Source organism: Chenggangzhangella methanolivorans (assembly GCF_019797865.1).
Classification (GTDB): domain Bacteria; phylum Pseudomonadota; class Alphaproteobacteria; order Rhizobiales; family Methylopilaceae; genus Methylopila; species Methylopila methanolivorans.
In genome coordinates this window covers 4,117,493-4,130,107 of the sequence record NZ_CP081869.1, presented here as the reverse complement: position 1 = coordinate 4,130,107, position 12,615 = coordinate 4,117,493, and the positions used below count along the sequence as shown (strand labels likewise).

Sequence of the window (12,615 nt, the reverse complement as noted above, 5' to 3'; positions counted from 1 at the left end):
TCAGCGCGTCGCCGCGCGCGGAACGAGACGCGGGCTCGAGGGCTGCGGGCGCCCCTGATCGGAGGCGGCGGGCCGTACCGGGCGCGGCGTTCCGAACAATTCGCCCTGCGCGAGCCGAACCTCCATGTCGAGCAGCTCCGGCACTGTGCGCTCTTCCTCGACATGGGTCGCGATCAGCTCGACGCCGTTGCGCACCAGAAGATTGGCGAGATCCGCCGGATGGATCGCGAGCCCGGAGGCCGCCCCGGGGTCCAGCAGCCGCTCGGCCCGGATCTTGACGAAGCGCACGCCGCGGCGGGCGAGCGAGCGCGGATCGAGACGCAGATCCTCGACCTTGTCGATCGAGAGCCTCACGCCCTGTGAAATCAACGCCTCGACGGAGCCGCGCTCGCGCTCCGACAGCGCCTCGAACACCGCCTGGGGCGTCTCGAACACCAGAAGACGGCGCAACTCCTGCTGCGCTTCCAGCAGCGCCGAGATCGCCCCGAAGGCGGCCGGATCGGCCAGCGTGTCGCGCGCGACGTTGAGGAACAGTAGCCCGCCGCCCCGCGCCGAGACGCGCAGCGCGACCGAAGCGCAGCGTTCGAGAATGCGCCGGTCGAGCTGCGGCAACTTTCCTTCCGCGCTGGCCGTGTCGACGAACTGCGCGGCCGCCAGCACGCCGTCGTCCTCCACGAGGCGCGAAAACGCCTCGTAATGGGCGGTGCGCCGGCTCGGCAGCGTCACGATCGGCTGGAGGTAGGGCTCGATCCGGTCCTCGGCCAAGGCGCGTTCGAGGCGGCTTTCGAGCGGGGCCTGAAGGGGCGCCTCGGCGCCGTCGTCGGCGCCCGGATCGAACGGTTCCGGCGCCTGCATCTTCGCGGGCTGGGCGGGGATCTGCGGCCGCGCCGACGCGCGACGCGGCTGCGGCGCAGGCGTTTCGGCCCGGTAGGCCGGCGGCGGAGGAGCCGGCGGCTCGGGCGCGCGGGCGGGAGGCGGCTCGGGCGCCTCGACCTTCGGCGCCGACAGCCGCTTGATCGTGAGGTCGTGGGCCGCGACCTCCTTGGCCACGGTGGTGACGAGCGAGCCGAGCGCGGCGATCTCCTCGACGAGCGGCTTCGTGGCCGCGCGGGCCCGATCGCCCATCGCGCTCTCCAGCCGCTCGAACCGGGTCTCGATCGACTCCAGCCGGTCGTGCAGGTCGCTGGTGAAGCGGTCGAGCTCGTCGAGGCGGCTGTCCTCGCGCGGCTGGACGCGCAGGAAGGCGAGATGGATCACCGCCATGCCGGCGAGCGCCGCAAGCCCCGCGGCGAAGGACTCGCCGAAGCCGAGCCCGAGCCCAAAGCTCGCGATGACCGAGACGCATCCCGCCGTCACCGCCATGGCGGCGGCGACGAAGATGACGGCGGGTTTCGACATGCGTCGCAGGTCCGGCGGAAAAGAATTCGTTGAAAGATCATCGCCGATTCGCAGACGCCGACCTAATGCGCAAGCCCGGAAGCTGAGCTTTTCCATAACGATGTCGTCGCAAGAGAGAGGCGCAGAGCCGCCGCGACGGCGACCGGCCGCGTTTCGGCCCCCGCCCTGGCCGCGCGAACCGGCCGCTCGATCATCTTTCGTTTACCCTGTTCGACGACCTTCGTGGCGAACCGGCGTAGGATCTAACCCGGCCATTTCAGGCCCCGCCGCCCGACCGAGGATCCATGGCCCGACCGCTGACGAGGGACGCCGCAGGCCTTGCGCCGCTCGCCCGCACGCGCGTCGCGGTGGTGGACGGCGACCTCGCCTCGACCCGCGTCGCGACTTCGGGCGTGGCCACCGCCGGCGGCGGCGAAGTGGTGGCGGCGCTCGCCCACGCCGACGCTGCGTCTCCGGGCGCTCTGCGCGGCGCGGCGCTCGCGGTGGTGGACCTGCCCGAGCGCGGCTCGCTCGAAACCATCGACCATCTCCGGCCTCTCCTCTGCGCCCTCGTGCTCGCTCGAAACCATCGACCATCTCGCCGGCTCGGTCGCGCTCGCCGTCGAGGCGATGCGGCGCGGCGCGGTCGACTTTGTCCTGAAGCCCTATACGCCCGACGCCCTCGCCCGGCGGCTCGCGCCGCGTTTCGCGGAGATCGCCGAGCGCGCGGCAGACGATGAGGCGACGCCCGAGAAACCCGGCGGCGGCTTCGACTTCGACTCGTTCGTGGGCTCGTCGCCCGCCATGCGCGCGCTCTACGCCGAGATCGAGCGCATCGCGCCCTCGCGCGCGCCCGTCTTCGTCATGGGCGAGAGCGGCTCGGGCAAGGAGCTCTGCGCCGAGGCGATCCACGCCCGCTCGGGCCGCGCGCAAAAACCGTTCGTGGCGCTGAACTGTGGCGCGATCCCGCGCGAACTCATGGAGTCGGAAGTCTTCGGCCATGTCCGCGGCGCCTTCACGGGCGCAAGCGAGGACCGGGCCGGCGCGGTGGAGGCGGCCCAGGGCGGCACCCTCTTCCTCGACGAGATCGGCGAGATGGAGCTGTCGCTCCAAGCCAAGCTCCTGCGCGTGCTGCAGACCGGCGAGTTCCGCCGGGTCGGCGAGGCGCGCGCCCGCGTCGCGGACCTGCGCATCGTCTGCGCGACCCATCGCGATCCCCAGGCCGAGGTGCTGGCCGGCCGCTTCCGGCAAGACCTTTATTACCGTCTGCACGTCCTGCCGATCCGCCTGCCGGCGCTGCGCGAGCGCGGATCGGACGTCGAGGCGCTGGCGCAGGCCTTCCTCACGCGCTTCGCCGCCGAGGAGGGCCGCGCGTTCCGCCGTTTCTCCGACGAGGCCATGCGCCGGATGCGCGCCCATGACTGGCCGGGCAACGTGCGCGAACTCCAGAACGTCGTGCGCCGCGCCGTGGTGCTCGGCGAGGGCGAGGAGGTGACGCCCGACATGCTGCCCGTCGAGGTCGGCGCCCTCAACGCGGTCCGCTCGTTCGCGCAGCCTGCCGTCGGCGAGGCGGACATCGAGCCGTTCTGGATCTCCGAACGGCGCATCATCGAACAGGCGCTCGTCACCTTCGGCGGCAACACGGCGCGCGCCGCAGCCGCGCTCGAGCTCAGTCCCTCGACCATCTATCGCAAGCGCGAGCGCTGGGCGGAGCTCGATGGAGCAGCCTGAAGGTTCGATCACGCCGACGCGAGTGGATTCTTTCGTTCACAAGCATTAGCAATCGCCCCTGCTTCAAAGAACAGTGGGGGAAATAATCAAATGATAAGATTTACTTTGGCGGCCGCGTTGTTGGCGGCCTCGATCCTCGGGCCGCAGGCGGCGTCGGCCCAGACGGTCAAGCAGCCCGTGGTCGTGGACGACAATGGCAAGGCGCTCGGGCCGCTCGTCGGCGTGAACTCCGTGCTGCTGTCCTATCAGTCGGTCACGTTCCTCGCGCCCTTCACCCGCTTCGGCTTCAAGATCGACGAAGACAAGAACTTCTCTGGCCTCAGCCAGGACACGACGATCTACTACTTCTCGAACGACTGCAGCGGCGACGAATATCTGAAAGCTGGCCCGGTTCCGGCCGTCGCGGCCCTGAAGTCGAACCGCTTCCTGTTCCCGGACGCCGCCTACACCCACAACATGTCCCAGTCGCGCCGCAAGGGCCCGAACGCCGCCTGCAAGACGGAGACGGAGTTCGGAGACTTCGGTCTGCTCCAGTCGAAGTCCGTCGCGAGCTTCGGCTTCAAGCCGCCGTTCCGCGTCGAACTGCGATAGGCGGCCCCAGGCCCCGCCTTGACGTCGCGGCGCCGATGACGGAAGCGTCCCGTCCTTGCCGAGGCAGGACGGACGGAAAATGGCCGACACTTTCGATCTCGCGGTGGTGGGCGCAGGCGTCATGGGCCTCGCCCATGCGCTCGCCGCCGCCCGCGCCGGCCGCCGCGTCGTCGTGATCGATCGCGACGCGCGCGCAAACGGCGCTTCGGCGCGCATGTCCGGCCTCGTCACCGTCGCGGGCCATGCGCCGGGGCAGATGTGGCGGCGAGCCAAGCGCTCGCGCGAGGTCTGGGCCGAGGTCTGCGCGCAGGCGAGCGTGCGGATCGAGCATGAGGGCCTCGCGATCGTGGCGCGCCGGCCGGAGGCCGCGACCACGCTCGAGGCCTTCGCGGCGACCGAGGGCGGCGCCGGCTCGTCCTTCTACCTGCCCGACGACGCCCACGCGCTGTTCCCGCAGTTCAAGGGCGACATCGCCGGCGTGTTCTGGAGCCCGGACGAGCTGCGCGTCGAACCCCGCAGCGCCATGGCGAAGATCGCGTCCTGGCTCGAGGAGGCGCATGGCGTCGCGTTCCGGTGGGAGACCGCCGTCATCGGCGTCGAGGACGGCGAAGTCTCGACGTCGCGTGGGCCGATCTCGGCGGAGGCCGCCGTGGTGTGCGCGGGCGACGACTTCCGTTCGCTCTTCGCCGAGCGCCTCTCCGCCGCGGGACTGACGCGGGTGAAGTCGCAGATGCTGCGCGTCCGGCTCGAGGACGGCTACGAGCTGCCGGGGGCGGTCGCGAGCGACCTCGCGATCCTGCGCCTTCCCGGTTTCGAGGAGCTCGACGGCGTCGCGGCGCTGCGGGCGCGGCTCGAGGCGGAGCAGCCCGAATGCCTGGCGAACGGCGTCGTGTGCCTCGTCTCCCAGTCGGCCGACGGGTCGCTCGTGGTGTCAGGCAGCCGGCAGGCCGACCCGACGCCGGACCCATTCCAGTCCCAGGCGATCGACGACCTGATCCTCGGCGAGTTCGAGGCGGTTCTGGGCAAGCGCCCGAAGCAGGTGACCTCGCGCTGGATCGGCACCTACGCGTTCTCGAGCGAGCGGCCGGTGATCGTGGACGCGCCGTCCGAGCGCGTGCGGGTCGTGGTGGCGGCCTCGGCGGCGGGCGCGAGCTCGGCCTTCGCGGTCGCGGAGGAGACGATCGCCGGGCTGTTCGGCAAAGGCTGACGGCGGCGCAGTCCCTGGAACGGCGCAAAGAAAGCCGCGCAAGATATTGGCTCGGCGGCCGTTCTGCTTTTTCGCCGCCAAGGGCGAAAACTTCTTCTTGTCAGATCCCGCAACCGACCCTTTACTGATGTCGCCAAGGTGATCCTGTGGCGCACGCAGTTCACAGAGGCGTGATATTGCGTCTGCGAACATGAAATGCGGCTTTCCTCTGCGTCGATACATAATTTTACACGCCAGACTTGAATAAGACCGAGCATTTACCGCCTCTGGCGCGTATGAAAGGAACCTACACCAGAGATCAGCCGGAAAACCTGAACGCTTTCTGACTCCGCATGGGCGACGGTTCGATCAGAACGCCGCGCCTTCAATAAAAAACAACAGGGAGGAAGTGGATATGCGTCACAGCACCAAGTTGATCGCCGCCGCGATCGCAGCCGCCGCGTTGACCCTCTTATCGGGCGGGCAGGCGGTTCAGGCCCAAGGCCCCATCGATCCGGAAACCTGGGTCTACGGTCCGCGGTTCGACGACACGACCGGCGGCCTGATCTGGAACCCAGCCAAGAAGCAACTGCTCAAAGGCAAGCCCGTCATCGGCCCGACCGTCAGCACGACGAACCAGGAGACGATGAACGAGACCTACTGCTCCATAGCGAGCCAGAGCGACGCCGACTTCACTTGGACCGAGATGCAGCATTCCGGCGTCGACTGGGGCGACGCGTGGCGGATGTGGGCCTATGCGGGCTCGGATCAATGCCCGGGCCGGAAGGCCGTGCCCGGAGCCCGCGTCGCCTATACCGACGAGCGGGAGATCCAGCATGCGCTCGACGGCGGCGCCATGGTTCTGGTCGTGCCGACGGTCGACACGGTCGAAGAAGCCCGGGAAGTCGTGCAGTGGACGTATTTTCCGCCGATGGGGAAGCGCAGCAACGGCGGCAGCCAGACCGCGGCGGCTCGCTCCGTGGCTCCCCGCCGGCGTCAGCTACCGAAACACGTTCAACAACAACATCGTGCTGATCGTGATGATCGAGACCATCGAGGGCGTGAAGAACGCGGCCGCGATCGCGAGGGTGCCGGGGGTTCACGCCGTCTATGCGGCCTCGGGCGACATCGGCAACTTCTCCGGCTACATCGAGGGAGACAGGCCGTACGAGCGGCTGATCTCGCACATCGCCAAGCACACGCTGGCGGCGGGCAAGCGCCTGTGCGGTCCCTACAGCTGGAAGGACACCCGGTCGGGCTACACCTGCTTCCTGCGATGACCACACGCGCGTGAACGCAGGAAGCGGCGACGCGCGTCGAACGACAGGGACTGCGGCCGGCGGTTCGGCCGGCCGCAGTCCATTGGCCTGAGCGATGCGTTTAGGATGAACCTTCCACGACGGGCGGCGCGACGGCCTTCAGCCCGCCAGCACCTTCGCGGCCGGGAACACGACCTCGGCGAGCGTCCCCTGCCCCGGCTCGCTGGTGAGCGTGAAGGCCGCGTCGTTGGCCTCGGCGAGCGCCTTGGCGAGCGGCAGCGCCAGCCCCTTGGCCTCACCGCCGCTTCCGAGTGGGCGGAACGGCTCGAGCGCGGCCGCGACCTCCTGCTTCGACATGCCGGCGCCGGCGTCCCGCACGCGGATCGCCGCCTGTCCGAGATCGGTCATCGCCGTCGCGACGATGACCTGCCCGCCGGGCCGGCTAAGCTTCACGGCGTTGGCGGTGAGCGTCGTCATGATCTGCCGGACCGAGCGGCGGTCCGCCATCACCGGCGGCAGGCCGCGCGCCTGCGAGACGCGGATGATGACGTGGTCGCGGCTCGCCTGCGGCTGGAGCAGCGTCGCCGCCTGGGCCGCGACCTCGTTGAGGTCGACCGGAGACGGCTCGAGCTTGATCCCGCCGGACTCGATGCGGGCGATGTCGACGAGGTCGTTGACGAGGCCGACGAGATGGCCGCCCGAGACGTGGATGTCGCGCAGATAGTCCTTGTAGCGCGGGCTTCCGACGGGGCCGAAGCGCTCCTCCATCATCACCTCGGCGAAGCCGATGATGGCGTTGAGCGGCGTGCGGATCTCGTGGCTGACCTTGGTGAGGAACTCGCTCTTCTGCGCGCTCGCCCGCTCTGCCTGGCGCTTGGCCGCGAGGAGCTCCTCTTCCGCCTTCTTCCAGGGAGTGACGTCGCGCAGGACCGCGCAAAAGCGGTCGCTCTCATGCGCGCCGATCCGCCCGATCGTCATGTAGAGCGGGATCGCGCCGCCCTGCCGCACGAGGCCCAGCACCTCGCGGCCGTCGTTCATGACGGCGGCCACGCCGTTGGCGCGCATGCGGTCGAGATAGTCGAACGCCGCCTTGCGGCTTTCCGGCGCGAGCGAGAGCGTGAAGAGGCTTCCGATCACCTCCTGCGCCTCGAAGCCGAACAACGCCTCGGCGCTGCGGTTCGCGCTCAGGATCCGACCCGCGCCGTCGAGCGTCAGCACGCCGTCGGTCGCGGTGTCGAGGATCGCCGCGGTCTCCTTCTCGCGCTCGATCGCCTCGCGGGCCGCCGCGCTCGCGCCCTCGGCGCGCTTGAGCGAGACGAGCGTGGCGGGCTCGCCCTCCCAGAAGATCGCGGAGAGCCGCGCCTCCGCCTCGACCTCCGCCCCGTCGCTCGCGACCAGCCGCAGCGCCGCCGGGGCCGCGTCGTCCTCGCGCGGCAGCGGTTCGGCGAAGAGCGTGCCGGCGTCGCGCTCGGCGAGGCTCGTCAGGTCCGGATGGCCGAGCAGTTCGAGCGCGTGGCGGTTGGCGTAGACCACCGCGCCGCGCTTCAGGGCGAGCGCGCCGGCCGGCAGGCGGTCGAGCAGGCGCAGCAGCTCGTCGGCCCGCGCGCCGACCGCAAGACGGGCCTCGACGTCGTTGATGGTCCAGGGCGCCTGCTCCCCGTCGTCGCCATAGGGAGACGAGGAGGTGCGCACGCCGACGTCGCGCAGGCGCCGGGCGATCTCGTCGAAGGCGCTCTCCTCGCTGGTCGTCAGCAGCGGCGGCGCGGTCTCGCGCAGCGTGACGACGTTGCGCCCGAGCAGCCGGGCGACCGGCGGCGGATCGGAGACCACCGCCTCATCCGAAATGGGGGGCTCTTCGGCGACGGCGACGTCTTCGGCGACGGCCGACTCGTCCGGACCCTGAGGCTCGGCCGGACCGGCGGCGCTCTCCAGATCGTCGAGAACGGCGAGTTCGGCGTCCTGCGACGCCATACCGGCCTCGATGGCCTCGACCGAAGCGCCTTCCGAAAATCCGGGAGACACTGCGGCCTCCTCGTCCGGCGAGACGACGGGCTCCTGGGGCTCCGCGACCGGCGCCGATGCGGCGCGGCCGAGGCCCCGGAAGCCGACGAGCGCGCGGTCGCGGTCATACATCGGCAGCGCCGAGAGGCTGAGCGGCAGACGGCGGCCGTCCTCGAGCGGCCAGGCGATCGAAACGTCGCTCCAGCCCTCTCCGGCCTCCCGCGACCGCTCGACCGCGCCGTCGGGATCGAGCGCCAGCGCGCGGGCGGTCTCGCGCCACAGCCGCCCGACGGCCGCGGAGGCCGACGGGCCGACCGCATCCGCAAGGTCCGGCGACAGGAAGCCCAGCCGTCCGTCCGCGTCGATCTCGAACACGAAGCGCACGCCAGCGAGGTCCTCGTCCGCCGGCGCTTGGAAGGCCGCCGGAGCTTCGACTTCAGCAGCCGCAGTGAGGGGCTCGGGCTCGGGCTCGGCGTTGGATTCGTTGGGCTCTGGCGCGTCGTCCACGGGAGGGGCGTCGACAGCCCGGACTTCGACTTCCGCCCGCCCAACCGACGCGTCGGGCGCCGTCACGGCGGGCTCGTCGCCGGCGTCCGGATCGTCGAGCTCGAATTCGACCGTCGGGTCGATCTCGCTCAGCGCCTCGACGACGAGCACCGTCCGCCCCTCGTCGAGAACCGCCGGCCGCGTCCGCACGACGAGCGGCGCCGCCCGGCCGAGCGCGCCGAAGCGCAGCCGCGCCATGGTGGCGGCGCCGGAGGCGGCAAGCCGAACGAGCGTCGCGGCCGAGGCGCTCTCGAGGCCGCCGGCGTCGATGAGCCTGCGGGCGAGCGGGCCGGCCCACACCACGGCGCCGTCGGCGTCGATCACGAAAGCGGGACGGCCCGCGCTCTCCTGCGCGAGCGTGCCGGCTTCGGTCGTCATGGCGTCTGGAGGCGTGCCGGTCGACATCGCGATCCTTGAAATTCCCGCAAAACCACGCGGGCGTCCGAGATCGGTTAATGAAAGCTTAATTATCGGCCGGGCGGCCTTGCGTCCACGGATGCGGCGCGTTCGTCCCCCGCCATCGCGCGGCAGAGTTAACGCGGGACCGGGCCGCAGGACGCGACCCTGGGCTGCATGCGCCGAAAGCAGGTTTGCGCAGGCCCGGCCCCGCTGTTAACCAAGGCTCACGACCTCGGCTCCGCGCTCCTCGGTCGCGCGTTTCGGCTCGAACGGTCGGGATTTTAGAGGGGTGTCGACGATGGCCAGCAGGGGTTCTGCGGACGGCGGATACGAAATTCCGAACGAGATGCGCGATTTCGCGGACAAGAGCGTCGAACAGGCCCGCAAGGCGTTCGACGGCTTCCTCGACGCGGCCTACAAAGCCTCCAACACCATGGAGACTCAGGCGAACACCGCGCAGACCAACGTCCGCGCCGTCGCCGGCGCCGCGGTCAGTTTCGCCGAGCAGAACATGGCGGCGAGCTTCGCCTATGCGCAGAAGCTGGTGCGCGCCACCACGATCGACGAAGTGCTCAAGATTCAGTCGGAATTCGCCCGGGCGCAAATCGACACCCTCACCAAGCAGATGAAGGAGATGGGGGCCGTGGCGGGTCGCAGGCCTGACACGAAATGATGCTTTGATGTTCGCCATGGGGTTGATCCAAGTGCAGCGCAACATTATGTTGCACTGCACACAAGGTTGAGACGCGGCGTTCCGATGGGTTTGGCGTTCGGATCCGCTGTGCAAGGCAGGCCCGTGCGTGTCCGGCGGAACGCGGCGCCTGCCTTAATGTCCAAAAGTCCGCCGCCCGACCCATAGAGGTGAGACCCATGGCCACGACCGCCCCCAAGACCGCCGCCGCCAAGTCCGACGAAGCCGTCGAAGAGACCCTCGCGACCGCGTCCAAGATCGCCGCCGACGTGCCTGCGCCCGTCCGCGAGCTCGCCGAAAAGTCCGTCCAGCAGGCCAAGGACGGCTACGCGCGCTGGAAGGCCGCCGCCGAAGAGACCTCGGACGCCTTCGAGGACGCCCTTGCGACCTCGTCGAAGGGCTACAAGGAGTTTTCGCGCAAGTCGGTCGAGCTGACCCGCTCGAACGTCAACGCGCATTTCGACTTCCTGCAGGCCCTGATCGGCGCGAAGTCGGTCAGCCAGGCGATCGAGCTGCAGACGTCGTTCGCGCGTCAGCAGTTCGAGGTCCTGTCGGGCCAGGCCAAGGAGCTGTCGTCGCTCGCCCAGAAGGCGGCCACGGACGGCACAAAGCCCTTCCAGGATCTCGCCTCCAAGACCGCGCGCTTCGCCCAGTCGCAGTGACGGGCCCCGAGCGGCCGCGCTAAGCGGCCGTCAAGCCAAGCTTTTCGACGCCCGAGCCGCCACAACGCGGCCCGGGCGTCGTCGTGTTCGCAGGCTGGATTTTTCCGGCGGTCAAAAACCGATCCGAGGCGCTTGCTTCGCGGCGCCCCTTCACATAGGTTCCGCCGCGCTTCCCGTGGGCCTTGCGCCCGCGCAGACGCTCCCACGCCGCCATAGCTCAGTTGGTTAGAGCGCTAGATTGTGGATCTAGAGGTCCCCCGTTCAAGCCGGGGTGGCGGTACCAATCTTCCTTTGGGAACCCCCGAAGAAACTCCATTTCATCGAGCCCCCGCGAGGCTCACGGCCGGGTTTCCCGCGTCGGCGCGAGCGCCGAAGACGCGCCGGGAGCGTCCGCTCCCGACACATGCGCGCGCCTGCCGGTCGTTGGAACGGCCGGGATGACGCCCTCGCGCCGACGCCGGCGCCATCCCCACGATCTCCGGCGGAAGCGCCGCGAAACCCGGCCTGTGCGCCTCCGGCCTCTTGCGCTTGCGGTCGACGACCGCTCAAATCGCGAGAGGATTCGCGCGTCCGCCGGGTGAGAAGCGGGGAGCATCACCACCCCGGCGAGCAACCCCTCCCCTCAGTCTCTCGGGTGTCAGCGATGGCGACGTCATTTTCCCGGCGCGGTTTCATCGGCGCCGGACTCGCAGCGGGCGCGACGGTCTCCGCAGCTCCGAACGCAGCTCTCGCGCAGTTCGTGATCGGCTCCGGCGATGGCGGCCTTTTGGCGCTCGCTCGCGACATGCAGGGCCGGCTTCTGCTGCCCGACGATTATGCGTACCGCTACAGCGCCCGGTCCAACAATGCGCGCTACGACCACGTGCTGCCGCGCGCCATCGCGCTGTGCGCCTCAGATAGCGACGTCGTGCGGTGCCTGCGCTGGGCGCGCGACAATCGCGAGGTGTTCGCGGTCCGCTCGGGCGGCCACTCCTATGCGGGCTACTCCACGACGCCGGGCTTGCTGATCGACATGCGCGCGCTGCGCCGGGTCAGCGTCAATCTCGGCGACCAGACCCTCACCGTGCAGGGCGGCGCCACCAATCAGGACGTGGCGGACGTCGCGAGCGCCTATCCGTTCGCGATTCCCTCGGGCCGCTGCCCGACCGTCGGCGTCACCGGCCTGACGCTCGGCGGCGGCTGGGGCTTCGCCAGCACCCATGCGGGCCTGACCTGCGACAGACTGCTGTCGACCACCTCGTCCCGGCGAATCTGGAGCCTCTCACCGCAAGCGCCGAGACCAATCCCGACCTGTTCTGGGCGCTGCGCGGTTCCGGCGGCGGGAACTTCGGGATCAACACGAGCCTGACCTATCGCCTGGTGCCGGTCGGGAACGTGACGGTCTTCAACATCGTCTGGCCGGCGCAGAAGCAGGTCGAGATGATGCTCGCGCTGCAGGATCTGCAGCTCAAGAACGCGCGCGACATCTCCACGCAGCAAAGTCGCGGCCGGACGGGCGGGGCCGTTCCCCGGGCTCGATCAGCTCGCCGCGCAGACGCTCGGCCTGTTCTACGGAGAGGAAAGCGCCTTCCGCGAGCTGATCCAGCCGCTGTTTCGCCAGCGCGCGCCGGCGCGCGCCTACATCAAGCAGATGAGCTACTGGGAGGCGCGCGACTATCTGGTGACCGACGACCCGGAAGGGTTCTTCGACGTCCGCTCGAGCATGGTGCGGGAGCAACTGGCCGCCGACGCCCTGGAGGCGTCGTTGTCCTGGATGACGAAATGGCCCGGCGGCTCGATCGCGCAATCGAACATGGGCATTCTGTTCGCGATCGGCGGCGCGGTCGGCGACAAAAAGCCTGACGAGACCGCCTATGCGCACCGCGGCTCCAACTTCATCTTCGAGATGGAGCGGGCATGGTCGCCGCTCGATCCGCCGGATCTGGTGGAGAAGCAGGCCCGCTGGCTCGACGACTATTTCGCCGACATGCAGCGCTTCGTGCTTCCGCGGTCCTATGTGAACTTCCCCGACCGGACGCTGAAGGACTGGCGGCAGGCCTATTACGGCGACAACCTTGCGAGGCTGAGCACGGTGAAGCGTCACTACGACCCCGAAAATCTGTTCCGGTTCGAGCAGAGCATCCCGCTGTCGCCGGCGTAAGGCCCGGCGGGCGAAGTCGGGGCCGCGTCGCG

At 69.7% G+C, this 12,615-nt stretch carries 11 protein-coding genes and 1 tRNA gene; 10 read left to right on the top strand and 2 right to left on the bottom strand.

Annotation, left to right across the window (positions count from 1 at the left end):
• Positions 1 to 1,398, bottom strand: a complete 1,398-nt coding sequence (locus K6K41_RS21650) for an EAL domain-containing protein (RefSeq protein WP_261402224.1) — start codon at positions 1,396 to 1,398, stop codon at positions 1 to 3.
• Between the two features lie 284 nt (positions 1,399 to 1,682).
• Between K6K41_RS21650 and K6K41_RS21645 the strand changes: the two genes are divergently transcribed.
• The 5 genes from K6K41_RS21645 to K6K41_RS21625 all read left to right on the top strand — a co-directional run bounded on the left by K6K41_RS21645 (position 1,683) and on the right by K6K41_RS21625 (position 6,179).
• A complete protein-coding gene (locus tag K6K41_RS21645; protein WP_261402223.1) occupies positions 1,683 to 2,117 on the top strand; it encodes a hypothetical protein in 435 nt (144 codons plus the stop codon).
• Entirely contained in the window at positions 2,008 to 3,108 is a 1,101-nt protein-coding gene (locus tag K6K41_RS21640; protein ID WP_261402222.1) for a sigma-54 interaction domain-containing protein, read from the top strand. The genes K6K41_RS21645 and K6K41_RS21640 overlap by 110 nt, the downstream gene beginning before the upstream one ends.
• 120 nt (positions 3,109 to 3,228) lie before the next feature.
• Positions 3,229 to 3,699: a hypothetical protein gene (locus K6K41_RS21635; protein WP_261402221.1), complete on the top strand. Its 471-nt coding sequence runs from the start codon at positions 3,229 to 3,231 to the stop codon at positions 3,697 to 3,699.
• A gap of 79 nt (positions 3,700 to 3,778) precedes the next feature.
• The gene (locus tag K6K41_RS21630) at positions 3,779 to 4,906 is read left to right on the top strand and encodes a TIGR03364 family FAD-dependent oxidoreductase (RefSeq protein WP_261402220.1); all 1,128 of its coding nucleotides are present in this window, start codon (positions 3,779 to 3,781) and stop codon (positions 4,904 to 4,906) included.
• 394 nt (positions 4,907 to 5,300) lie between these two features.
• The gene (locus K6K41_RS21625) at positions 5,301 to 6,179 is read left to right on the top strand and encodes an aldolase/citrate lyase family protein (protein ID WP_261402219.1); all 879 of its coding nucleotides are present in this window, start codon (positions 5,301 to 5,303) and stop codon (positions 6,177 to 6,179) included.
• A 124-nt stretch (positions 6,180 to 6,303) separates the two neighbouring features.
• On the opposite strand, the gene K6K41_RS21620 is transcribed toward K6K41_RS21625, so the two are convergent.
• A complete protein-coding gene (locus K6K41_RS21620; protein ID WP_261402218.1) occupies positions 6,304 to 9,096 on the bottom strand; it encodes a sensor histidine kinase in 2,793 nt (930 codons plus the stop codon).
• Between the two features lie 340 nt (positions 9,097 to 9,436).
• Between K6K41_RS21620 and K6K41_RS21615 the strand changes: the two genes are divergently transcribed.
• From K6K41_RS21615 to K6K41_RS21595, 5 genes are all read left to right on the top strand, one after another.
• Positions 9,437 to 9,763, top strand: coding sequence for a phasin family protein (locus tag K6K41_RS21615; protein ID WP_261402217.1), 327 nt, complete (start codon positions 9,437 to 9,439; stop codon positions 9,761 to 9,763).
• A 197-nt stretch (positions 9,764 to 9,960) separates the two neighbouring features.
• On the top strand, positions 9,961 to 10,443 hold the full coding sequence (locus K6K41_RS21610; RefSeq protein WP_261402216.1) for a phasin: 483 nt from the start codon (positions 9,961 to 9,963) through the stop codon (positions 10,441 to 10,443).
• Between the two features lie 206 nt (positions 10,444 to 10,649).
• A tRNA-His gene (locus K6K41_RS21605) sits at positions 10,650 to 10,726 on the top strand.
• A gap of 360 nt (positions 10,727 to 11,086) precedes the next feature.
• Complete coding sequence (locus K6K41_RS21600) at positions 11,087 to 11,791, top strand: FAD-binding oxidoreductase (RefSeq protein ID WP_261402215.1); 705 nt, start codon at positions 11,087 to 11,089, stop codon at positions 11,789 to 11,791.
• A 282-nt stretch (positions 11,792 to 12,073) separates the two neighbouring features.
• Positions 12,074 to 12,583 (top strand): FAD-binding oxidoreductase, encoded by a 510-nt coding sequence (locus K6K41_RS21595; RefSeq protein ID WP_261402214.1) that lies wholly within the window; start codon positions 12,074 to 12,076, stop codon positions 12,581 to 12,583.
• The last annotated feature ends 32 nt before the right edge of the window (positions 12,584 to 12,615 follow it).